The organism is Streptomyces sp. NPDC005393 (genome assembly GCF_040606675.1).
GTDB lineage: Bacteria > Actinomycetota > Actinomycetes > Streptomycetales > Streptomycetaceae > Streptomyces.
Genome location: NZ_JBEXFG010000059.1, coordinates 1 through 24,434 on the forward strand (window position 1 = coordinate 1; position 24,434 = coordinate 24,434).

Below are 24,434 nucleotides of genomic sequence, written 5' to 3' on the forward strand. Positions count from 1 at the left end.
TCGGCGGCCAGCCGTACGGAGACATTGCCGCCCCAGGAGTGACCGGCGACCACCACCCGGGGCAGCCCGACGGCGGCGACGGCCGCCACCAGATCTGCGACCGCGGTCGGGGTGTCATAGCCCTCCGCCGGCGTATCGGAGTCACGGGCGCGGGGTGCGGCATGGGGTCGGTGGTGGCGGGCACGGCGTGCGCAGCCGGGCCGGTGGTGGCGGGCACGGCGTGTGCTGCCGGGCCGGTGGCGGTGGGTACGGCGCGTGGTGCGGGGCCGGTAGCGGTGGGTACGGCGCCCGGTACCGGGTCGGTGGTGGCGGGCGCGGCCTGTGCTGCCGGGTCGGTGGTGGGTACGGCGAACGGTCTGGTGGCGCGTACGGCGCCCGGTACAGGGCCGGTGGCGCGCGCCGAGCGCGCTGCGGGGTCGGTGACGCCCGGTACGGGGCCGGTGGTGTGCACCGGGCGTGGTGTGGGGCCGGGGGTGGCCGGGCGCCGGGGGTCCCGCCGTCCTGGCGGGCCGCTGCGCCCCGCCGCGCCGCTCCGTCTCCGTACGCTCTCGGCCGCGCCGGCTCGGTCCGTCGGCCGGATCCCCTCACCCATCCGCGTCGCCCCCACTCTCTGTGGCCCGGTCGAATACCGGGCAGTAGCTTGCGTCCGGAAGTCTTCTACCGATCCCTTTCCGCCCTCCGCAACGACCGTCGCCCCGTGCCCGCGGCCCCGCCGGGCTTCACCTATCCGTGGTACGCGCCGCCCCGTGGTCTCCCCGCCGCCCGCCCGCCCGGCCGGCCGCCCCGCCCCGCGTGGGCGGGGCGGGGCGGCCGCGGGGCACTCCGAAGGGGGACCACCGGCCCCGTCCACGGGAAGGGCGCTGGAGGGGGTGGGCAGGGGGTGGGCAAACGTATGCTGGTGGCCTATTGGTCTCTCATGAAAGCGGCAGCCATGCGCGTCTACGTCCCCTTGACTCTCTCCGCTCTCGCCGAGGCGTACAAGGCGGGCGAGCTGGGACCGGCGCCGTTGACCGCCTATGCCGTCACCCCCGCGCTCCGCGAGTGGTACGTGTCCGATGACATCGAGGAGCTGGAGTACGCCGCGCTGAGCCGTGCCGCGCAGGCGTCGCTGCGGTCGCTCGCCGTCGACCGGCAGGCGCCCCGGCGGCGCGTCGTGGTGGCGGTGGATGTGCCCGACGGGCAGGCGGTGGCCGATCCGGACCGCGGGCTCGACCAGTCGGCGCTGGGGGAGGTGCGGATCGCGGCGGCGGTGCCGCTGGAGAAGGCCGCCGCCGTGCATATGGACGGCGGCGACGCCGAGCGGGACGTCGCGGCGGCGGCCGAGGCGCTGGGGGCGGCGGATCTGGGTGACGACGACGCGCAGTTCACGGTGGACGGCGCCGAGGACCATGAGCTGCTCTGGTACGACCGGCAGGAAATTCCCCACCTCATCGGGTGACCTCTGGGTACCGTCGAGGGATGGGGAAGAAGCACGTGACGCACATCGTCTGGGACTGGAACGGCACCCTCTTTCACGACATCGACGCCGTGATCTCGGCGACGAACGCCTCGTTCGCGGAGATCGGCCTGCCGCCCGTCACCCTGGAGCGCTACCGCGATCTCTACTGCGTCCCGGTGCCGCTCTTCTACGAGCGGTTGATGGGGCGGCTGCCCACCGACGACGAGTGGGAGGTCATGGACGAGGCGTTCCACCGTCACTACTGGGCGCTGGCCGAGGGCGCCGGGCTGGCGCTCGGCGCCCGGCAGCTGCTCACCGAGTGGCAGGAGGCCGGTCTCACCCAGTCACTGTGCTCCCTCGCGCCGCATGAGTATCTGGTACCGCTGGTCCGTACGCATGGCATCGAGAGTCACTTCATCCGGGTGGATGGCCGTATCGGCCAGAGCAACACGGGAAAGGCCGAGCAGATGGTGCGCCATATCGCCGCGCTGGAGGGCGTGCCGCCGCACCGGATCGTGGTGATCGGGGATGCGCTGGACGACGCGGTGGCGGCCGAGCATGTGGGGGCCCGCGCGGTGCTCTACACGGGCGGCTCGCACAGCCGGGCCAGCCTGCTGGCGGCCGGGGTGCCCGTGGCGGACACCCTCGCGGAGGCCGTCCGGGAGGCCGAGGCGCTGGCGGACGGCCGAGTGGACGGCTGAGGCACGAGTGGACGGCCGAGGCGCTGGCGGACGGCCGAGTGGACGGCTGAGGCGCTGGACGGCCGAGTGGACGGCCGAGCGGACGGCTGAGGCGCCGGCGGCCGAGTGGACGGCTGAGGCGCCGGCGGCCGAGTGGACGGCTGAGGCGCCGGCGGACGGCCGAGTGGACGGCTGACGGCTCAGCGGGCGCTCAGATCACCGGCGCCTTCGCCCGCAGCACCGACAGGAACTCCCGCATCCACGCCGGATGGTCCGGCCACGCCCGCGACGACACCAGCGTGCCGTCCACCACGACCTCCGCGTCCTGGTACTCCGCCCCCGCCGCCTGCATATCCAGCTCCAGCGCCGGATACGCGGTGACCCGCCGTCCGCGCAGGACGCCCACGGCCGCCGTCAGCATCGGGCCGTGGCAGATCTGGGCCACCGGCTTGTCCGCGTCGAAGAACGCCTTGCAGATCTTGCGCAGCTCGGGATCGTTGCGCAGATACTCCGGGGCCCGCCCGCCCGGGATCACCAGGGCGGCGTACCGGCCCGGATCGACCTCGGAGAAGGCCAGATCGGCGGGGAAGCTGTAGCCCGGCTTCTCGGTGTACGTGTCGAAGCCGTCCTCGAAGTCATGGACCACGAAGCGCAGCTTCTTGACGGTCGGGGCCGCGATGTGCACCTCGTACCCCTCCTCGCGCAGCCGCTGGTAGGGGTAGAGCACCTCCAGCGACTCGGCCGCGTCACCGGTCACCAGCAGGATCTTCGCAGCCATGCCGCCCACCTCCACGTTTCCACGCGTATCACCGACCAGATCACGGTGCATCGGCGCCGCCGCTTTGCCAAGAGGGCGGGTCCGGTGCGCCGGGAGCGCGGCAAGAGCGCCCCGAGTGTGCGGCCAGAGCCCGCGCGCCCCTCCCGTTGCTGTCCATTTCGTCAAACTTCCCCCCCTGGTTTTGTACACGGATGGCTCATGACGCCCCCCTGGGGAGGAGCGATAGCCTTACTGCGTGATCAGCGCGATAGTCCGGGAGGGCAATGAGGCCCTCGCTCCGCGCCCGGGGCGTTTCAGCCACCGGGCCCGAGCCGCCGCTGACCCTGGCCGTGTGGGTTCTTGGTCACTTACGGCCGAGTACGCCCCGGCTATCCCCCGATCCGGCATACCGTCGTCTGAGACCGGATTTCCCGCGTCGCGGCGTCATGCCACCGCCATCGATGTCACGCAACGGCGCGCGACAGGAGCCAGAGGACATGCAGACCAAGCTGGACGAAGCCAAGGCCGAGCTGCTCGCACGGGCCGCCCGGGTCGCTGAGAACAGCCCGGCCGGGGGGCAAACACCGGTTCAGGGCCTAGGACCGGAGACCCTGACCGCATACCTCCAGCACTACTACCTGCACACGCCCCCGGAGGATCTCGCCGACCGCGACCCGGTCGACGTCTTCGGCGCGGCGCTCTCCCACTACCGGCTCGCCGAGGTGCGGCCGCAGGGCACGGCGAACGTACGGGTGCACACCCCGACCGTCGAGGAGCACGGCTGGACGTGCAGCCACTCCGTCGTCGAGGTGGTCACCGACGACATGCCCTTCCTGGTCGACTCGGTCACCAATGAGCTCACCCGCCAGGGTCGCGGCATCCATGTCGTGATCCACCCGCAGGTGATCGTCCGCCGTGACATCACCGGCAAGCTGATCGAGCTGCTGGACGAGTCCTGGGACCGCAAGCCGGGGCAGAAGCTTCCGCACGACGCCGTCGTCGAGTCCTGGATCCATGTCGAGACCGACCGCGAGACCGACCGCGGCGATCTGAAGCAGATCACCGCCGATCTGCTGCGTGTCCTGTCCGACGTCCGCGAGGCGGTCGAGGACTGGGAGAAGATGCGCGAGTCCGCGCTGCGCCTCGCCGAGGCGCTGCCGGAGGAGCCCAAGGCCGCCGAGGTGCGCGAGCAGGAGGTCGAGGAGGCCCGTGAGCTGCTGCGCTGGCTCGCGGACGACCACTTCACCTTCATCGGCTACCGCGAGTACGAGCTGACGCAGGCGCCCACCGAGGCCGGTGGCCAGGAGGATGTGCTGAGCGCCGTGCCCGGCACGGGCCTGGGCATCCTCCGCTCCGACCCGCACCACAAGGACACCACCGGCGAGAGCGCCCACGCGGGCCCCGCGGCCCCGGTGTCGCCGTCCTTCAACCGGCTTCCGGCCGATGCCCGCGCCAAGGCCCGTGAGCGCAAGCTGCTGGTCCTCACCAAGGCCAACAGCCGCGCCACCGTCCACCGCCCGTCGTACCTCGACTACATCGGCGTGAAGAAGTTCGACGCCGAGGGCAATGTGATCGGCGAGCGCCGCTTCCTGGGCCTGTTCTCGTCCGCCGCGTACACCGAGTCCGTGCGCCGGGTCCCGGTCATCCGCCGCAAGGTCGAGGAGGTCCTCGCGGGCGCGGGCTTCGGGCCCAACAGCCATGACGGCCGGGATCTGCTGCAGATCCTGGAGACCTATCCGCGTGACGAGCTGTTCCAGACCCCGGTCGATCAGCTCCGCTCCATCGTGACCAGCGTCCTCTACCTCCAGGAGCGCCGCCGGCTGCGGCTGTTCCTGCGCCAGGACGAGTACGGGCGCTACTACTCCGCGCTGGTCTACCTCCCGCGCGACCGCTTCACCACCGATGTGCGGCTGCGGCTGACGGACATTCTGCTGGAGGAGCTGAGCGGCCGGCCGCCGGTCGACTTCACCGCCCTGCACACCGAATCGGTACTCTCCCGGCTGCATTTCGTGGTCCGCGTCCAGCCCGGTACCGAGCTGCCCGACCTCACCGACGCCGATGTCGAGCGCATTGAGAACCGGCTGATCGAGGCCGCCCGCTCGTGGGCCGACGGCTTCGCCGAGGCGCTGGTCTCCGAGGTCGGCGAGGAGCGCGCCGCCGAGCTGCTCCGCCGCTATCAGCACGCCTTCCCCGAGGGGTACAAGGCGGACCACTCGCCGCGCGGCGCCGTCGCCGACCTCCAGCATCTGGAGCGGCTGAAGGAGAGCGAGCAGGACTTCGCGCTCAGCCTCTACGAGCCGGTCGGCGCGGCCCATGCCGAGCGCCGCTTCAAGATCTACCGGGCCGGGGCCCAGGTCTCGCTGTCCGCCGTGCTGCCGGTGCTCAACACCCTCGGCGTCGAGGTGGTCGACGAGCGCCCGTACGAGCTGCGCTGCTCGGACAGGAGCACCGCCTGGATCTATGACTTCGGGCTGCGCCTGCCCCTGCGCGAGGGCGAAACCCTCGCCGACGACGCCCGCGAGCGCTTCCAGCACGCGTTCGCCGCGGTGTGGACCGGCCAGGCCGAGAGCGACAACTTCAACCAGCTGGTGCTGGGCGCGGGCCTGGACTGGCGGCAGGCGATGGTGCTGCGTGCCTACGCGAAGTATCTGCGGCAGGCCGGTTCGACCTTCAGCCAGTCGTACATGGAGGACACCCTCCGTAACAATGTCCACACCACGCGGCTGCTGGTCTCCCTGTTCGAGGCGCGGATGTCGCCCGAGCGGCAGCGGGCCGGCACCGAGCTGACCGACGCCCTGATGGAGGAGCTGGACGCGGCGCTGGACCAGGTGGCCTCGCTCGACGAGGACCGCATCCTGCGCTCCTTCCTCACCCTCATCAAGGCGACGCTGCGCACCAACCACTTCCAGAAGAACGGCGACGGCCGGCCGCACGACTATCTGTCGATCAAGCTGGACCCGCAGGCCGTCCCCGATCTGCCCGCGCCCCGTCCGGCGTATGAGATCTGGGTCTACTCGCCGCGCGTCGAGGGCGTCCATCTGCGGTTCGGCAAGGTCGCGCGCGGGGGCCTGCGCTGGTCCGACCGGCGTGAGGACTTCCGCACCGAGATCCTGGGCCTGGTCAAGGCCCAGATGGTGAAGAACACGGTCATCGTGCCGGTCGGCGCCAAGGGCGGCTTCGTCGGCAAGCGGCTGCCGGATCCGTCCGTCGACCGCGACGCCTGGATGGCCGAGGGCATCGCCTGCTACAAGACCTTCATCTCCGGGCTCCTCGACATCACCGACAACATGGTCGCCGGCCAGGTCGAGCCCCCCAAGGACGTGGTCCGCCACGACGGGGACGACAACTACCTCGTCGTCGCCGCCGACAAGGGCACCGCGACCTTCTCGGACATCGCCAACGATGTCGCCCAGGCGTACGGCTTCTGGCTCGGCGACGCCTTCGCCTCCGGCGGCTCGGCCGGCTACGACCACAAGGGCATGGGCATCACCGCCCGCGGCGCCTGGGAGTCGGTCAAGCGGCACTTCCGCGAGCTCGGCCACGACACCCAGACCGAGGACTTCACGGTCGTCGGTGTCGGCGACATGTCCGGCGACGTCTTCGGCAACGGCATGCTGCTCAGCGAGCACATCCGGCTGGTCGCCGCCTTCGACCACCGCCATATCTTCATCGACCCGAACCCGGACGCCGCCACCTCCTACGCCGAGCGCCGCCGGCTGTTCGAGCTGCCGCGCTCCTCCTGGGCGGACTACAACCCGGAGCTGATCTCGGCGGGCGGTGGCATCCACCCCCGTACGGCCAAGGCCATCCCGATCACCCCGCAGGTGCGGGCCGCCCTCGGCATCGAGACCCGGGTCGCCAAGATGACCCCGGCCGATCTGATGAAGGCCATCCTCAAGGCGCCGGTCGATCTGCTGTGGAACGGCGGCATCGGTACGTACGTCAAGGCGTCCACCGAGTCGAACGCCGACGTCGGCGACAAGGCCAACGACGCGATCCGGGTGGACGGCCAGGATCTGCGGGTCAAGGTCGTCGGCGAGGGCGGCAACCTGGGCCTGACCCAGCTGGGCCGCATCGAGTTCGCCACCAACGGCGGCAAGATCAACACCGACGCGATCGACAACAGCGCCGGCGTGGACACCTCCGACCACGAGGTGAACATCAAGATCCTGCTCAACGCGCTGGTCACCGAGGGCGATCTCACGCTCAAGCAGCGGAACAAGCTGCTCGCCGAGATGACCGACGAGGTCGGCGCGCTGGTGCTGCGCAACAACTACGCGCAGAACGTGGCCCTGGCCAACTCCGCCGCCCAGGCCCCCAGCCTGCTCCACGCCCACCAGCGGCTGATGCGCCGCCTGACGCGGGAGGGGCGCCTGGACCGGGCGCTGGAGTTCCTGCCCACCGACCGGCAGATCCGTGAGCGGCTGTCCGCCGGGCGCGGTATGACCCAGCCGGAACTGGCCGTCCTGCTCGCCTACGTGAAGATCACGGTGGCCGAGGAGCTGATCAGCACCGGGCTCCCGGACGACCCGTATCTGCAGCGGCTGCTGCACGCGTACTTCCCGCAGGCGCTGCGCCAGACCTTCCCCGAGCACATCGACGGCCATGCGCTGCGCCGCGAGATCATCACCACGGTGCTGGTCAACGACACCGTCAACACCGCCGGTACGACCTTCCTGCACCGCATGCGGGAGGAGACCGGGGCCTCCACCGAAGAGGTCGTACGCGCCCAGACGGCGGCCCGCGCGATCTTCGAGCTGGGCGAGATCTGGGACGAGGTCGAGGCGCTGGACACGGTCGTCGCGGCCGACATCCAGACCCGGATGCGGCTGCACTCACGGCGGCTCGTCGAGCGCGGCACCCGCTGGCTGCTCAACAACCGCCCGCAGCCGCTGGAGCTCGCCGAGACCATCGACTTCTTCAGCGAGCGGGTCGCGGCGGTCCGGGCCCAGCTGCCCAAACTGCTGCGCGGCTCCGACGTCGAGTGGTACCAGCGGATCCATGACGAGCTGACCGCCGCCGGAGTCCCGGAGGACCTGGCCACGCCGGTGGCGGGCTTCTCCTCGACGTTCCCGACGCTGGACATCGTCGCCATCGCGGACCGCACCGGCAAGGACCCGCTGGCGGTCGCCGAGGTCTACTACGACCTGGCCGACCGGCTGCGGATCAGCCAGCTGATGGACCGGATCATCGAGCTGCCGCGCGCCGACCGGTGGCAGTCCATGGCCCGCGTCTCCATCCGCGAGGACCTGTACGCGGCCCACGCCGCCCTGACCGCCGATGTCCTGTCGGTGGGCAACGGCGGCTCGACGCCCGAGCAGCGCTTCAAGGCGTGGGAGCAGAAGAACGCCGCGCTCCTCCAGCGGGCGCGCACGACGCTGGACGAGATCCAGTCGTCGGAGACGTTCGACCTGGCCAATCTGTCGGTCGCGATGCGGACGATGCGGACGATGCTGCGCACGCACAGCTGACGGGCGGCGACCTCGCGGGGCGGTTCACGGCCGATGGCCGGGGACCGCCCCCGCGGCGTTCGGCCGGGGTGGCGGGGGCGTCACCCGAACGGCCGTGGTGCCCTGCCCCCGCACCACCCCCGCACAGGCTGCGGAACTGAGCGCTCCGCCGCCCCTTGTCCCTCCCCCTCGGGGGAGAATTCGGGCATATGGGCATATGGTGCGTTCATGCCTCGATTCAGCATCGTTGTCGCCGCCTACCGCGTGCAGGGATATCTGAGTGCCTGCCTGGACTCCGTGTTGACCCAGTCGTTCCGTGACGTCGAGGTGGTCGCGGTCGACGACTGCTCGCCGGACCACTGCGGCGCGATCATCGACGCGCACGCGGCGCGTGACAGCCGGGTCGTCCCGGTGCACCAGCAGGTCAACTCCGGTCCTGGTCACGCCCGTAACGCCGGAGTCGACCGGGCCATCGGTGACTATGTGCTCTTCCTGGACGGTGACGACACCCTTGCGCCCGGCACCCTCCAGGGGCTCGCCGACCGGCTCGCCCTCACCGAGGATCCGGACATCCTGTACTTCAACCACGTACGCACCTACTGGTCGGAGCGCAGGGAACCCAGCCTCTTCGGAGGTCTGCTGGCATCGGCGGGTACCGATGTCTTCTCCATCCTGGAACGCCCCGAATTCCTGCGGATCTTCGCGATGTCGTCCAACCGCGTCTACCACCGCGCCTTCTACACCCGTCATGGCTTCTCGTTCAGTGCGGGGATCTACGAGGACGCCCTGCTCTCGTACAAGACGATGCTGACGGCGCGGCGAATAGCCTGCGTGGATCTGGTCGGCCTCGAGTACCGGCAGCGGCGCGTCGGCGCCAGTACGGGAAGTCCCGGCGAGAAGCACTTCGCCATCTTCCAGCAATACACCCGCCTCTTCGACTTCCTCGACAGCAGGCCGCATCTCGAACCCTTGCGCCCCTTGCTCTTCGAACGGGCCGTCTCTCATTTCCTGTTCTGCCTGGACCGCCCCTCCCGGGTGGCGGCAGCGGACCGGCCCCGCTTCTTCGGCCATGCCGCCGAGTGGTATCGCACCCATGTCCAGGAGGGATTCACCCCGCCGGTCGAAAGCCGGTGGCGCTTCGCGGCACTGGCACGCGGTTCCTTCCTCCGTTACCGGGAGCACGAACTGTCCGTGCGGGGGGCGGCCGGAGCGCGCAAGCTCAGGCGGATCGTTCGGCCACGCCTGGCCGTACGGGCCAAACGGAACCTGTACCGGCTTCACCGGCGGCGGCCGGTGGACCCGAACCTGGCTGTCTACTCCGCGTACTGGGGCCGCGGGGTGCTGTGCAATCCGGCGGCGATCTACTACAAGGCCCTGGAGTTGGCGCCGCACATCCACGGGGTGTGGATGGTGAAGAAGTCGGAGATCGAGTCGCTCCCGGAAGGCGTCGACCATGTCGTCACGGGCACGCGGGACTTCTACCGGACCGTGGCCCGCGCCAAGTACTTCATCAACAACGTCAACTTCCCCAATGACGTGGTGAAGCGGCCCGGCACGGTGCACCTGCAGACCTTCCACGGAACGCCGCTCAAGTGCATGGGGCTGGACCAGCAGCGCTATCCCGCCGCGGCGGCGGGGATGAGCTTCGGCAATCTCCTCAGGCGCATCGACCGCTGGGACTTCGCCCTCTCCTCCAACCAGCACTCCAGCGAGGTGTGGGAGCGGGTCTACCCGGCCGCGTATCAGCTGCTGGAATACGGATATCCGCGCAACGACGTGTTCTTCTCGGCATCCGATGAGGACATCCGGCAGATACGCGCGGCGCTGGAGATCCCGGCAGGGCACACCACCGTCCTCTACACGCCCACCCTCCGCGACTATCAGAAGGGCTTCACGCCCCGCCTGGATCTGGAACGGCTGAGCCGCGCCCTGGGCCCGGAGACGACGCTCCTCGTGCGGGCTCACTACTCGTACCGACCGCAGGCCGACCTGGCCCGGCTCCACGAGGCGGGGCTGGCGATCGACGTGTCGCGCCACCCGTCGGTGGAGGAGCTCTGCCTGGCAGCCGACGCGCTGATCACCGACTACTCCTCGGTGATGTTCGACTACGCCATCCTGGACCGCCCCATCGTGATCTACGCGGACGACTGGGACATCTACCGGTCCACCCGCGGCGTGTACTTCGACCTGCTCTCGGGGCGCCCCGGTGAGACTCCGGGGGCCGTCGCCCGCACCGAGCGGGAGCTGGCCGCCGTCTTCCGCGAAGGCCGCTGGTGCGACGCGGACGCGACCGCGCTGCGCGCCGCTTTCCGGGAACGCTTCTGCCGGTTCGACGACGGCCACGCGGCCGAGCGGGTGGTACGGACCCTCATGCTGGACCATGACGCCACGGCGCAGCCGCTGCCGCCCGCGGCCCAGCCGCTGACCGAGAGCCGTACGGCGCAGCCGCGGCAGGTCGGCGGAAGCGGAGCGGTGATCGCAGGGCGCGGCGGCGCCGTGCCACCGCACACCGTGCAGCCCAACCGCGCCTTCCCCGATCGCGACTGATCCTGTCCGTCGGCCATCGAGTCCGGAGTCCGGAGCCCGCCATGCCCGCTGTGTCCTCTCTCCGCGTCAGTGTCATCATTCCCGCCTACAACGCCATGCCGGAGCTGACCCGAGCCGTCACCTCCGCGATGGACCAGACACTGGGCCCGGACCGGATAGAGATCATCGCGGTGAACGACGGCTCGACCGACGGCACCGGTGAGGAGCTGGAGCGGCTCGCCCGCGGATGCCCCGCGCTCCACGTCATCCATCAGGAGAACTCCGGCGGCGCGGGCGGCCCGCGCAACACCGGTCTGGACCACGCGCGGGGCGACTTCGTCTTCTTCCTCGACTCCGACGACTATCTGGGGCCGGACGCGCTGCGCCGCATGGTCGCCATGGCCGACGAGAACGGCACCGACATCGTCCTCGGCAGGATCGCCTCCGTGGGCGGACGCGCCGTACCCAGGGCCGTCTTCCAGTACGACCAGCCCCGCACCGACATCTTCTCCTCCCACGCCTATCTGACCCTGGGGCCGTGGAAGCTGTTCCGGCGCTCCCTCATCGAACGGCTGCACCTGCGCTTTCCGCCGTACCGCAACTGCGAGGACAAGCCGTTCACCGCGGCCGCCTACCTCAACGCCTCCGGTATCTCCGTGGTCGCCGACTACGACTGCTACTACGTCCGCTACCGCGAGAACCGCAGCAACCTCACCCTCACCGCCTCCGATCTCATCCACCGTATGGACGGCATCCGCCTGTGCTTCGAGACCGTCGCCCGCTATCTCGAACCGGGCCCGCGCCGGGACCAGATCATGCGCCGCCACGTCGAGTGGGAGCTGTGCGGTCCGCTGCGCGGGCTGCTGCCCCGCGAGAGCGAGCAGGACGCGCGCGAGCGCTTCTTCCCCGAGTTCCGGCACTGGGCGCGGACCTGGGTGACCGACGCCATTTTCGAGCGGATCGACGCGCCCGACCGGCTCCTGATCCACCTGCTGCGCGCCGACCGCTTCGAGGACGTGCTGACCGTCGCGCGGAACGCCAAGCGGGACGCGCGGCGCGGCCATCGCGTCGACAAGGGGCGCGTCTACTGGCTCCACCCGTTCTTCCGTGACCATGCCGCCGACGTCCCCGACGCGTGTTTCGACATCACCGACCGGCTGCCGGTCCACCACCACCTCGATATGGCGCAATGGCACGACGGAGTGCTAAGGCTGACCGGCCACGCCTACATCGAGCACGTCGACACCCTCGACCCGGGCACCGAGATCGTCCTGCGCCGGTACCAGTCCGACCGCCCAGAGGTCCGCGTGCCCACCACACCGCGCCCCGCCGCTCACCCGCTGCCCGGGGAGGGGCGCCACGAGATGTCGGGCTTCACCGCCGAGATCGACCCGGCCACCGCCGACGGCGGGGCTCCCCTGGAACGCGGCCTGTGGAACATCCACCTGGACGTCCGGACTCAGGGCGTCAGCCGTACCGTGCGGTTCGGCAACAGCCGCGAGGACGGTGAGGCCACCCATCCGACGCGGCGCAGTGTCACCACGCGGCAGGCCGGGCCCCTGGTGGTGGTGCCGTACTACACCCCGTACAGCAACCTCTCGCTCGACGTCGGCCAGGTCGCCCACCCCCTCGACGCCCCGTGCCAGGTGACCCGGACCGCCTGGCACGCCGTCAGAAAGAGCACCCTGATCGTGGGCGGACGGCTGATCGGCGAGGCCGCGCGGGACGGCGGGAGGCTGCGGCTGCGCGCCGAGAGCGGAGCGGGCGCGGTGCGTGAGGTACCGGTGCGGTACGAGGCGGGCGACTCCGACGCCTTCACCGCCCGTCTTCCGGTCAGAAGGCTGAGCGAGGGCCGTTGGACGCTGACGCTGATCATGGAAGGCCCCGGAGGCGATGGTGCCGTGCCGTGCCGCACCGCGCTTGTGCCTCACTTCGGTCAGCTGGCCGGGACCCGCTGGTTCCGCTTCGGCCGCCCGTACTACGCCAAGCCGCTGGCCTGGGGCCCGGCCGTGGCACTCGGCCTGGAGGTGGCTCCGCTCAAGGTCGTCATGGGCGTACGACGGCGTCTGCGGCGCGGCCGGGGCAGGGCCGGCGGGTGACCGATCAGCGGCGGGTGACCGGTCAGCGTCGCAGACGGTTGCGTACGGCCGCGACCAGCCGCACCGGGGCCACCCGCAGCTCCAGGGTCGCCTCGCCGCGCCCGATGAGCGGCTTGGCGTAGTACGGGCGGCCGAAGCGCAGCCAGCGAGCGCCGGGCAGCCGGGCGGGTGGCGGCACGGGGGCGGCGGGCGGCCGGCCGTCGCCGCTGCCGCCGGGCCCCACGAGGGTCAGCGTTACCGTCCACCGGCCGCGGCTCAGGTCGCGCACCGGCAGCCGGGCGGTGAAGGCGCCCGCCGGGTGGCCCGCGGCGAACCGTACCGGGTGGTCGGACACCCGGCCGTCGGTGTGCTCGGCGCGCAGCCGCAGCACCCGGCCCCGCGGCGGGGTGCCGGGGGGCAGCAGCCGCCCGGCGACGACCAGGGTGCCCTTGTCCGACGGGTGCCACACGGCCTCGGTCACCTCGCAGGGCGCTCGCCGCGGGGCGGGGCCGATGTCGAGGGAGAGGTCGCGGTACGGGGTGGTGAAGTACGGCGTGACGCGGGCGCGCAGACCGGGCCCGGCGGTCACGACCCGGCGCGCGGTGCCGATGTCCAGGCCGTCGTCGTGGCGGTGCCCGAACCGTACGGTGCGGCTGACGCCCTGCGCGCGTACATCGAGGAAGACGTCCCAGACGCCGGGGCGCGGCGGTGCGCCGTCGTCGGCGGTGGCGATGTCGATGTCCGCCTCGAACCCCCCGCTCTCCGGGACCCCGTCGTCGACGGGGGTGACCGGCATCCGCAGCTCGTCCCTCGCCTCACGCCTGCGCAGCACCAGTTCGGTGCGGTCCTCGGGGCCGGGGTCGAGTCCTTCGATGGCCGCCCGGCCGCGCACCCGCAGGGTGGAGCCGCCGTGCCAGCCGGCGCCGGCGAGGCGGTGGTGGACCGGCAGCCGGTCGGTGACGTCGAAGCAGGCGTCGTGGACGTCGGCGGCGGGGTCGCGGAAGAACGGGTGGAGCCAGTAGACGCGGCCCTTGTCGACGAGGTGTCCGCGGTCGGCGTCCTCCTTGGCGTTGCGTACGACGGACATCAGATCGTCGAAGCGGTCGGCGCGCAGGAGGTAGATCATCACCCGCTCCGGCGCGGTGAGGGCGTGGAAGAGCGCGTCCGAGCAGTGGGCGAGCGCCCATCCGCGCAGCTCGGGGAAGAACCGCTCACGGGCGTCGGCCTCGCTCTCACGAGGCAGTGCGCGCAGGGCGCCGCACAGCTCCCCCTGGATGTGGCGCCGCATGATCTGGTCGCGGCGCGGGCCGGGCCGGGTGTAGCGGGCCGCTGCCTCGAACAGCAGCCGCATGGCGTCGATGCGGTCGGTGAGACCGGCGGCGGTGCGGGTGAGGTTCCGGCCGGTTTCGCGGTGGGTGAGGTGGTAGCAGTCGTAGTCGGCGACGACGGAGATGCCGGAGGCGTTGAGATAGGCGACGGCGGTGAAGGGCTTGTCCTCGCCGTCGCGGCACAGCGGGAAACGCAGGTTGCACCGGTCGATCAGAGAGCGGCGGAAGAGCTTCGAGGGCCCGAGCGTGGAGTAGGCGCGGGAGCTGTAGACATCGGTGCGCAACTGGTTGTGGCGGAAGACCGCCCTCGGGGCGGCGCCCCCGTCCGGGGAGACCATTTTGCCTACGACCACGTCGGTGCCGTTCTGGTCGGCCATCGCGACCATACGGCGCAGCGCGTCCGGCCCCAGATAGTTGTCGGCGTCGAGGAAGAAGACGAAGTCGCCGCGGGCCAGGTCCAGGCCGGTGTTGCGGGGTCCGCCGGCGCCGCCGCTGTTCTCCTGGTGGACGACCTTCAGGGCGGGGCAGCCGGCGGCGAGCCGGTCCAGTTCCTCGCCGGTGCCGTCGGTCGATCCGTCGTCGACGGCGATGATTTCGAGGCGGCTGAGCCCGATGGTCTGCTCCATGGCGGAGGTGAGGGCCCGGGTGATCCCGGGCATGGCGTTGTAGGCGGGGACGATCACGCTGACGCGGGGGCGCGGGCCGGGGCGGGGGGTGCGCGACATGCGGGCTCCGGGAGTGAGGTGGGGGCTCAGGCGGCGTCGAACTCCCGCCCGGGGCGGGATCGCTCACGGCACAAGGTCGATCCGCCCATGACCGTCTTCCCCGGGTGACGCACCGGGACGACCACGCTGACCTTGATGTTCATCGAGTGCTCCCTCGCGGATCGGGTGGAGTTCGCGCGTGTGGAGTTCGCGCAGCCGGATGACCGCCTCGCCCTTGGCGACGAGGGCGTCGACCGCGTCGTTGAAGCGCTGGATGGACGGCGGGGTGGCCGGGCCGAGCAGAAACTCCCTCAGCTCGTGGCGGGCGGGGCGCAGCTCGTCGCGGGCGGGGTCGAAGAGCAGCTGGAGGAGGTGGTCCACGCCGCCCGCCTCCGGGTCGAGGAGGTACGCGGCGCGGGCCGCGGTGTTCTGCCGCCGGAACTCCTCCTCCCCGAGCCCCGCCGTATCGGTGAGCGCGTACGGCTTGAGGGTGGCGATGAAGTCGGACACCACGCAGGAGATGTCGCCGATCAGCAGATCGGCCTGGTCGAAGCACGGGTAGAGGGCCGGCGCCGGCCCCTCGACGACCTGGTGCAGCCAGGGCGCTGTGGCCGCCCAGTGGGCCTGGTGCCACTGCTCGTGCAGCGCGTCGGCCTCGGCCGGGAGCGCCGGGTCGGGCTCGGCGCTGTCGCGGGTGAGCATGGCCTCGTCGGCGTGGTCCCGGCGGAGCCGGGCGTCCAGCGCGGCGATGCGCTTCGTCAGCTCGGCGCGGCAGCGGGCGGCTTCGGCGCGCAGCGCCCGTTCGTCCTCGGTCTCCTCGCCGATCGGGTCCGCGGCGCGGCGCTCGTTCGCGGCGCCGATCAGGGCGACGATGCGCTGGTGGGCGGCGCGGGCCTCGGGGGAGCGGCGGCCGGTGAAGGGGTGCGGCTTGTAGAGGACGCGGACCGGACGCTCGCTCTCCAGCAGCCGCCGTACGATGTGCTCGCCCGCGAGCGTCAGCGAGGTGTTGCCCGGCTCGTCCGTCCACCCCTCCCAGGTCGGCGCGTACAGCACGGTGGGGAAGGGGACGGGCGCGTGGTCGCCGCCGGCGACGCGTACGCCGTCCAGCTGCGGGCGGCCGATCTCGACGATATGGGCGTCCTCGACGCCCACCGCCGCCTCGGCGTAGCGCTGCCGCCCCGCCTCGCCCGCGACCCACACCTGGTCGTAGACCTTGCTGTACGGATTGACGTTGGCGATCTTGTCGCTGTCGCCATGGCCCAGGAAGACGTGTTGCATGGTCGGCACTCGCAGCAGATGGATGTTCTTGCCGACGTTGGCGGGGTAGAGCGCGACCCGCACACTGCTCAGGTCCAGGTTCATCAGATGCACCGCGCTCGGCACGCACAGCACCGGCAGCGCGGTCGGCCCCAGCACCTCCAGCAGCTGCCGTTCGCGCAGGATGACCAGGGACGGGGAGCGCAGCGCCGCCACTGCCTTCAGCCACATGGTGACCTGGTACGCGGAGTCGCGCGCACCGGAGAAGTACAGCACCGTCTCGGGGCAGTGGCGGATCAGCCAGGCGTCGACCTCGGCCAGCACCCGTGCGGGACCGGGCAGCCGAATAGCCTGGACGAGGTACGGAACCAGCGCGAGCACCGTCACCAGACAGGACCCGGCCCCCAGCGCCAGCCCCGCCACCACCCACCGGGCGTCGCCGGTCACCAGCGACGCGGTCAGGCCCAGCAGGGCGGACAGCTCGTACGCCAGCATCCGCTGGCCCGGCCATTCGGTGAGCCGGCGCGGCGGCCGGTCGCTGATGCCCAGTCGGCGCAGATCGATATTGCGGGTCGCGACCGCGAGCCCGCGGCGCCGGCGGATCAGTGTCCGTATCGCGGCGTGCAGCGCCTGGCCGGCCAGCAGACACAGCACCAGCGTCATGGCCGCCGCCAGTCCGATCGGGCCGGTCACATGCAACCGTCCGAGCAGCAGAAGCAGCAGCACACAGCGCAGCTCGAACCGGAGCGTCTCGCCGACGTGCAGGCGCCCCAGACGGGACATCAGCCCCGGCTCAGTGCGGTGCAGCAGCAGATCGCACCCGAAGCCGGCCAGCCCGGCCGCGGCGAAGACCCCGCCGGCACCGGTGATGGCGGCCACCGCCATCGTCACCAGGCACCCGGCCATCACGGCGAACGCCGCGAGGCCGAGGGGACTTTTGATACCGAGGCGGTTCATGACGCGTGCCCTTCGCGGCGGATGGTTGGTACTGATTGCAAACTGTAGGTGAATAGTCCTATTTATGCCTTTTCTCGTTTGGGGGAAGCGTGAGGATCCCGCCCCGCGCCGTGCTGCCCCCGATGGCCGTCATGCTCTGCCTCGGCCTGTGGGGGCTGAACCGGGGCACGATGTGGCGCGACGAGTCCGCGACGCAGCAGATGGCCCAGCGGACCCTCCGCCAGATCCTGCGCGCACTGGGCAGCGTGGACGCCGTCCACGGCCTCTACTACCTGCTGATGCACCCGGTGCTGGCCGTACGGCCCTCCGAGGTCGCCCTGCGCCTGCCGTCGGTGGCCGCTGCCGTACTGGCCACGGGCCTGGTCGCGGCCCTCGGCTGCCGTCTCGCGCGCCCGAGGGTGGGCCTGTGGGCCGGGCTGCTCTACGCGGCCACGCCCCTGATCAGCCACTACGCCCAGGAGGGCCGCTCCTACGCCCTCGTCGCGGCCGGAGCCGTCTGGGCGACGTGGCTGTTGGTGGGGGCGGTCGAGGAACCTGCCGGAACCGGCAGGCCGGCCGGCCTTGCCGCGGCCGCCTCGGTATCCGGCGCGGCAGGAGGAAAGCCCCCGGGCCGGGGTGCGGGCCGCTGGGTCGGGTACGGGCTCGTCATCGCCGTTACCGCGCTGCTGCACCTCTTCGCGGGGCTGCTGCTCGCCGCGCACGCCCTGACCCTGCTCGCCTCGCGTGCCCCGCGGCGCGTCTGGCGTGGCTGGGGGCTCGCGGCGGCCTCGGCCATGGCTCCGCTCGTGCCGCTGGCGCTCCTCGCCCGGCGGCAGAGCGGTCAGGTCGCCTGGATCCCGGAGCCGGGCCCAGCGGGGCTATGGGCGCTGGCCAAGGACTTCGCCGGTCCCAGCGGGCTCGTCCTCGCCGTCAACGCCCTGCTGATCGCGGTCGCCGTTGCCCGCCCCCTGCCGCCCCGCCCGGGCAGCCCTTCCCTCACCGCCGTGGCCCTTCCGCTCCTGTGCGCCCCACCGGCCCTGCTCTTCGCCCTCTCCCAGTCCGACCCCCTCTTCCTGAACCGCTACCTCCTCTTCGCGCTCGCGGGCGTCCCCCTCCTGGCCGCCTCGGGCGCCGACCGGTTCGCGACCTGGGCGACGGGCCACCGTGGCCGCCGGGCCGTGGCCGCTGCCGGGGTCATGGCGATCGGCGTCGCCTTCGTGGTGCAGCTGCCGCCGCAGCAGCGGGTACGCGGCCCGCACGGCCGGGCGGACAATCTGGCGGCGCTCGCTGCCGAGCTGGGCCGGCGGACGCGGGCGGGCGACGCGGTGCTGTACGACCCTCCGTACGAACGCCGCATCGCCCTCGCCTACCCCCGCAGCCTCGCCGACCGACGCGACCTGGCCCTGTCCGTGCCCGGCCCCGCCTCCGGCACCCTCTACGGGGTCGAGGTCGGCCCCTCCGAGCTGCTGCGGCGGCTCGGCACGGTGGACGGTGCGTGGCTCGTCGCGGCGGACGGCCCGAAGGCACGGCGGACGAAGGCAGCCATGCTCGCCGGCCGCTTCCGGCTGGCGTATGTGCTGTGCCTGCCCGGCAGCAGGCTGGAGAGGTATGTGCGCGGCCGGTAGATCACCGGCCGGACGCGGGACCGTCCGGTGGCTCCAGCCGATGCGAACTCAGAACCGCTCTACCGGACGATGGCGCGATGTTGGGTGGCGATGGTGAGCAGTTCGTACACCGTCTGGTCGAAGCCCGCCTGCATCAGCGTGCTCAGGGCGCTGTTCTCGCGACCGGCGGCCCATCGGCCCCCGACGCGCGCAGGGGCGGCCCCCGTCTCCGGGGCGCGCTGGGTCGCCGTCGGCCCGCGCTACCGGGTCGAGGCCGGGGCGTCCGGGCTGGGGCGGTGGGCGGGCACCGGGGAGGGGCCGAGGGCTCGGCGGGCGAAGGCGGCCGCGCCGGCCAGCCACTTGCGGGTGGCGTATTCGCTGAGGCGGGCCGGGCCGGGGCGGTAGGGGGCGTTCCAGCCGTAGGGGAAGGAGGCCTTGTCGGGGGTGAGGAGGTTGGTGGTCTCGTCGCACGCGAGGATCGCGATCAGCCACTGGCGTACGGCCCGGTGGAAGGCGGGGGTCAGGGGGCGTGGGGCGAGGAGCCAGTCGCGGGACTGGGCGCTGACCGAGGGGCGGTAGGTGTTCTCGTCGTAGCGGTGCCAGGGGGACTCGGGGGTGATGGGGTGGAGTCCGTAGTCCATGGCGGTGAGCGGGGCCAGGGCGGTGCGCAGGGCGTCGTGGTCGGCGCTGGCGAGGAGTTCGCAGACGATCCAGGGGCGGTGGCGGCGGATGGTGGTGAGCGATCCGCGCAGGACGGCCGCTTCGGACGTCTCTACGTCGATCTTGATGAGGTACGGGATCAGCCCCCGCTCCCCGGTGAAGGCGTCGACGGTGGTGACCGGGACCGTCACCGACTCGCTGTGGCGGCGGTGGGCGGGGTTGAGGGAGTTGGAGGACTCCGACTTGTGGGAGAAGTAGAGCTCGGCGGTGCCGGGTTCGGCGGAGAGCGCGGTCTGCTGCACCTCGAAGCCGAGGCGGTTGCACTCGCGGATGCGGCGGCACAGCGCGGCCGTCTGCGGCGTCGGCTCGAAGGCGACCGTACGCGGCCCGCGGGCCCCGTACACCGCGCTGATCAGCGCCGAGTACAGGCCGATGTGCGCACCGATGTCGTACGCCGCGCTGCCCGTGGGGGCCTGCTGGGCGAGGGCCAGCAGGGTGGCCTGGGTGGTCGGTTCGTAGCCGGCGAGTCCGGCGCGCCGCAACTGCCGTTGCACTGCGGTCTGTTTGCGGCTGAGCACATTGAGCGCGCGCGGATACGGTCCGCCCGTGTTGAGGACCTCCGGGTTCAGGGGAAGGGTGATGGCGAGGGGCATGGCTGCCGCGTCTCCTGTCGGGTGACGGCCCGCTCCAGCGGGCTGGAGAGGGGGAAGTAGGCGTCGAGGAAGGGGCGGAGCACGGCCAGTTGGTCCGCCAGGTCGTGGTCGGAGGAGACCGTGTCGTTGAGGCAGAAGGCACGGCAGTGCCGCGACCGCAGCAGTCTGGCCAGCCGGGCGTGGATGGCGGGCTGGGCCAGGTCGAAGTAGTCGTAGCGCAGATGGGCGGGGACGGCCCGGCCGGTCAGGAACGCGTAGTAGTGGTGGAGCGAGGACGGTACGGAGATGTCCGAGGTGGAGCGGATCCGGCTGGCCATGGTGGCGCGGACCGCCTCGGGGAACTCCCGCTCGATCTCGGCGAGGACGCTGGTGCGCAGCGCGTGCGGGGTGTGCTTCATCTTCTGGGTGACGGTCGCGCCGAACCGGCCTTCCAGCAGCGTCCGGTTGTTCTTCCCGGCGGCCGATACGGGGACGTCGCCGGTGCCGACGGGGGCCAGCGGGATCAGCGCGCGGGAGGGGAAGAACTTCGAGACGCCGTTGGCCAGGAAGAAGTCCTGCGGGATGACCGGCGAGCCGAGGAAGACGTCGTCGTTGAAGTAGAGGAAGTGCTCGGCCAGGCCGTCGATGTGGTGCAGCCGGGTCTCGATGGCGTGGGAGTTGAAGGTGGGCAGCACGCTGGTGTCGTCGAAGATGTCGCGGTGGTCGACGACGGTGATGCCGGGGTGTGAGACCGCGAGCCAGTCCGGGACCTGACGGTCGGTCACCACGTAGATGTGGCGCACCCAGGGGGCGTAGAGATACAGCGAGCGCAGGGAGTAGCGCAGCTCGTCGCGGTTGGCGTAGCGGGCGGTGTTGGCGGCTTGCGCGTGGTAGCCCTCGCCCGCGGCGGCGGCGCGGCGGCGCTGCCACTGCGGATCCGAGCCGTCGACCCAGGTGTAGACGACGTCGATGGGGAAGCGGACCTCGTCGGGAAGCCGGGTGAGGAACTCCGGGCGGGTGCGCACCAGCGGGCCGGGGCGCCAGCCGGCGGACGGGGCGAGCCGGGTGAACAGGTGGTCGGACGCCCGGACCGGTTCGCCCACGAGCGGCACCGACGCGGTGGTGCGGTTGAAGCGCGGCGCGATCAGCAGCCGCTCCTCGCCCAGCGACCCGGGCTCCCAGAACTCGATGTCGCAGCCGTGCGCCACACCGAGGACGAGGCCCGCGCCGGGGCTCGTGTGGAAGCGGGTGAAGCGGACGACGGGGGCGTCGGCCGGCCGCCGCCAGGCCCGGCGCGTACCGCCGAGCCGCGGCCGCGACCCGGCGCGCAGGCGCCGCCCCGGCAGCGACACATAGCCCGCCTCGCGGGCGCACAGCGCGCTGAGAGCCGCGATCACCGCGCCTCGCTGATCGGCTCGTACGCCCACGGCGGAGGCGACGTTGCTGTGGCAGCGGACCACGAAGTGGTCGAGCTGCGCCCGGTCCAGCGCCTCGCACACCAGGCGCAGATTCTCGGCGCGCGCGAACAGCGGGGTGGGGGAGGGGGCCAGGGTCGCGATCCGGGCGCCGTGCCGGTCGGCGATCACGATCCGGCCGGCGCCGGCCAGGCCCGTCCGGCGCAGCCGCCGCCGCGCCCAGCGCAGCCGCAGCGCGCCGGAGGCGGCCGACAGGCCGCCGAGGCCCCGCATGGCCGCGCGGCGCAGCCCGGCGCCGGTGACGGCGACGACCGCGCGGCGGACCGGCAGCGGGACCGTGCGCCGGTAGCCGCGCACCAGGGGCGGCGGGTCGGCGAGCCACGGGCGGGGGGCGGCGGGCGGTGCGGTGAGGGGCATCGTGCGTCCAGGGTGGGGGGCTAGTGGGGGCGGCTCCGGTGGGGCAGTGGGCGGCTCCGCTGGGGCAGGGGGGCACCGGCCGTCGCGGGGGTGCCGGCCGGGGACGGTGTCGGTGCCGGTGCCATCCGCGCGAGCGGCGCCATCCGCGGTTCGGCAGGGGCGGTCGGGGCGGTCAGGGCGGCCGGGGCCGCAGGGGCAGTTGAGCCGGCCAGGGCGGTCGGGGCGGCCGGGGCGGCTGGAGCGGCCGCTGGGGCGCGCCGCGCGGCCGGGGCGGGCCGGCGCTCGGCGAGCGGTACGACCGGCGGGAGGTGCTCGGCGGGCCGGCCGAGGAAGACATGCCGCACCACGCGCTCGGCGGCCCGCCCGTCGTCGTACGGGCAAAAGCGCGCGCGGAAGGCGGCGCGCAGCGCGGCCGAGCGCGGACCGTACCAGGCGTCGGTGGTGAAGACGGAGATGAGCTCGTCCTCGGAGCGGGTGACCGGACCCGGCGGGGTGGCGGTGATGTCGAAGTAGACGCCGCGGGCGGCGCGGTAGGCGTCCCAGTCGTCCGCGTGGATGACGATCGGGCGGTCGAGGCCCGCGTAGTCGAACATGATGGACGAGTAGTCGGTGAGCAGCGCGTCGGCGGCCAGGCACAGCTCCTCGACGCAGCCGTGATCCGAGACGTCGATGACCCGGCCGGTGCTCGCCGCCATCCGGGGGGCCGCGGAGAAGTAGTGCGGCCGGACCAGGAGGGTGAAGCCGGGGCCGAGCGCGCGGGCCACCCGCTCCAGGTCGAGGCGCGGCACCCCGCGGCGCTGGTAGTCGCGGTGCGTGGGGGCGTACAGCACGGCGACCGTCTCCGCCGGGATGCCGAGCCGGGCGCGCAGCCGGGCCACATCGTCCTCGGTGGCGCGCTGGAAGACGTCGTTGCGCGGCGAGCCGTAGGGGAGCGTGGTGTAGCCGGAGGGGTAGACGCGCTCCCAGACGAGGGTGGTGTGGCGGTTGGCGGAGAGGCTGTAGTCCCAGCGGTCCACGCGCTCCAGCAGCTTGCCGAAGTCCATGCCGCGCGCGGCGGCCGGACGGTCCAGCAGATCCAGTCCCATGTGCTTGAGCGGGGTGCCGTGGTGGGTCTGGAGGTGGATCTGGCCGGGCCGTTTGCGCATCCGCGGGGTGAAGTTGACGTTGTTGACCAGGAAGCGGGCGCGGGCGAGCGCGGTCCAGTACGCGGCCGAGCCCGGATGCAGCCGGCGCACCCCGGGCGGCAGGGTGTGCGCGTACTCGGGGGTGGTGATCCAGGCGGTGCGCAGCCAGGGCGCCAGGTCGCGGACCGCGGCCTCGATGGCCGCCGGGTTGCAGGCGTAGCCCTTGTGCCAGTACGCGGCGAACACGGCGAGGTGCGGGTCGATACGGCGCCACCGCTGGAGCCGGTAGTGCACCCGCAGCGCGGCTCCGCGCGCCCGGGCGTACGCGGCCGAGCCCGCTTCGGCGGCCCGGCGCCGCAGCCGGTCGGCGCCGCGCAGCAGCTGGAAGACCCGGCGGGCGCCCAGCCGCAGCAGCAGACAGCGCCACCGGGCCCGGCCGGGCGGGGTGGCCGCGTCGCCCGGCCGGTAGCGGCGGTGGTGCGCGCCCGCCCGGCGGAAGAACTCGGCGCGCGCCCCGGGCGGCAGCCGGCCCGGTGCGGAGTAGACCACCACGAAGTGGTCGAGCATCCGCTGGAACAGCGCCGGGCGCCAGCGGGCCAGCTCGGGCCGGCCGTCGAGAAAGCGGAAGACCCGGTCGTACTGGTCGAACACCTCCAGATGGCGACGGCTGGTGGTGCGCAGGATCCCGCCCCGCCGCCGCTGCCGGTAGCGCACACACACCCGGTCCAGCACGGCGATGGACTCGGCGGTCAGCAGTACGGGGAAGGTCCAGGGGGTGTCCTCGTAGAAGCCGGGCGGGAAGGTGAACCCCTCCCGGCGGACGAAGTCCCGGCGGTACGCCTTGTTCCAGGCCACCATCAGCAGCCGCAGCAGCTCGGGCCGCTGGTCCAGCCGGAAGACCTGGGGGCCGTCGCCGTGGCGGAGCAGCTCGGCGCGTACGTTCCGTACGGCCTGGCCCGTCCAGTCCACGCGCGCGTAGTCGTAGACCAGGACCTGTGGGTCGCCGGTGTGGGCGAGCCGGTCGGCGACGGCGCGCAGGGAGCCGGGGGCGAGGGTGTCGTCGCCGTCGAGGAAGAGCAGGTAGTCGCCGGTGGCGCGGCGGATCCCGGCGTTACGGGCGCGCCCGAGGCCGACGTTCTCGGAGAGGTGGACGGGCCGCACCCGGGGGTCGTGGGCCGCGGTCTCGTCGATGATGGCGCCACATGCGTCGGGTGAGTGATCGTCGACGGCGATCAGCTCGAGGTCCGTGAAGTCCTGGTCCAGCACGGATCGCAGACAGTCGTGGAGGTACGGCTGGACCTCGTAGGCGGGGACGATGACGCTGAACCGGGGCACGGCGCATCCCATTGGTCGACGCGGCACGGATGGTTTCTCACACCATCATCTGAACGTGTGCGTCATGGGGCGGCAGCGTGGCGGGCCGACCGC

At 72.3% G+C, this 24,434-nt stretch carries 12 protein-coding genes and 1 pseudogene; 6 read left to right on the plus strand and 7 right to left on the minus strand.

The genetic code is table 11. The features are described from left to right. Positions 1-451 (minus strand): annotated as a pseudogene (locus ABZS71_RS31440) (hypothetical protein); the annotation flags it as partial. Positions 452-931: 480 nt separating this feature from the next. On the opposite strand from ABZS71_RS31440, the gene ABZS71_RS31445 reads away from it, so the two are divergent. Continuing rightward, entirely contained in the window at positions 932-1,438 is a 507-nt protein-coding gene (locus tag ABZS71_RS31445) for a hypothetical protein (RefSeq protein ID WP_355848147.1), read from the plus strand. 20 nt (positions 1,439-1,458) lie between these two features. Next, positions 1,459-2,139, plus strand: a complete 681-nt coding sequence (locus ABZS71_RS31450; RefSeq protein ID WP_356215457.1) for an HAD family hydrolase — start codon at positions 1,459-1,461, stop codon at positions 2,137-2,139. A 190-nt stretch (positions 2,140-2,329) separates the two neighbouring features. Here the strand turns inward: ABZS71_RS31450 and ABZS71_RS31455 are convergent, their stop codons facing one another. Beyond that, a complete protein-coding gene (locus ABZS71_RS31455) occupies positions 2,330-2,896 on the minus strand; it encodes a DJ-1/PfpI family protein (protein WP_356215459.1) in 567 nt (188 codons plus the stop codon). Between the two features lie 476 nt (positions 2,897-3,372). Here ABZS71_RS31455 and ABZS71_RS31460 point away from each other — a divergent pair, with 476 nt between their 5' ends. The 3 genes from ABZS71_RS31460 (at position 3,373) to ABZS71_RS31470 (ending at position 12,950) form a co-directional block, all read left to right on the plus strand. Beyond that, positions 3,373-8,346 carry an NAD-glutamate dehydrogenase gene (locus tag ABZS71_RS31460; RefSeq protein WP_356215461.1) on the plus strand — a complete coding sequence of 1,658 codons (4,974 nt, stop codon included), beginning with the start codon at positions 3,373-3,375 and terminating at the stop codon, positions 8,344-8,346. Between the two features lie 207 nt (positions 8,347-8,553). Then, complete coding sequence (locus ABZS71_RS31465; protein WP_356215463.1) at positions 8,554-10,872, plus strand: CDP-glycerol glycerophosphotransferase family protein; 2,319 nt, start codon at positions 8,554-8,556, stop codon at positions 10,870-10,872. A gap of 41 nt (positions 10,873-10,913) precedes the next feature. Continuing rightward, positions 10,914-12,950, plus strand: a complete 2,037-nt coding sequence (locus ABZS71_RS31470; RefSeq protein ID WP_356215465.1) for a glycosyltransferase family 2 protein — start codon at positions 10,914-10,916, stop codon at positions 12,948-12,950. Positions 12,951-12,972: 22 nt separating this feature from the next. Here ABZS71_RS31470 and ABZS71_RS31475 read toward each other — a convergent pair whose 3' ends face one another. Then, entirely contained in the window at positions 12,973-14,982 is a 2,010-nt protein-coding gene (locus ABZS71_RS31475) for a glycosyltransferase family 2 protein (protein ID WP_356215467.1), read from the minus strand. Positions 14,983-15,045: 63 nt separating this feature from the next. Beyond that, complete coding sequence (locus tag ABZS71_RS31480; RefSeq protein ID WP_356215469.1) at positions 15,046-17,175, minus strand: hypothetical protein; 2,130 nt, start codon at positions 17,173-17,175, stop codon at positions 15,046-15,048. A gap of 89 nt (positions 17,176-17,264) precedes the next feature. Here ABZS71_RS31480 and ABZS71_RS31485 point away from each other — a divergent pair, with 89 nt between their 5' ends. Then, positions 17,265-18,779: a glycosyltransferase family 39 protein gene (locus tag ABZS71_RS31485; protein ID WP_356215471.1), complete on the plus strand. Its 1,515-nt coding sequence runs from the start codon at positions 17,265-17,267 to the stop codon at positions 18,777-18,779. Positions 18,780-19,018: 239 nt separating this feature from the next. On the opposite strand, the gene ABZS71_RS31490 is transcribed toward ABZS71_RS31485, so the two are convergent. The 3 genes from ABZS71_RS31490 to ABZS71_RS31500 are packed head-to-tail and all read right to left on the minus strand — an operon-like array spanning position 19,019 to position 24,341. Beyond that, complete coding sequence (locus ABZS71_RS31490; protein WP_356215473.1) at positions 19,019-20,071, minus strand: FkbM family methyltransferase; 1,053 nt, start codon at positions 20,069-20,071, stop codon at positions 19,019-19,021. Then, positions 20,044-21,882 carry a stealth family protein gene (locus tag ABZS71_RS31495; RefSeq protein WP_356215475.1) on the minus strand — a complete coding sequence of 613 codons (1,839 nt, stop codon included), beginning with the start codon at positions 21,880-21,882 and terminating at the stop codon, positions 20,044-20,046. The genes ABZS71_RS31490 and ABZS71_RS31495 overlap by 28 nt, the downstream gene beginning before the upstream one ends. 20 nt (positions 21,883-21,902) lie before the next feature. Further along, positions 21,903-24,341, minus strand: coding sequence for a bifunctional glycosyltransferase family 2 protein/CDP-glycerol:glycerophosphate glycerophosphotransferase (locus ABZS71_RS31500; RefSeq protein WP_356215477.1), 2,439 nt, complete (start codon positions 24,339-24,341; stop codon positions 21,903-21,905). Positions 24,342-24,434: the final 93 nt, after the last annotated feature.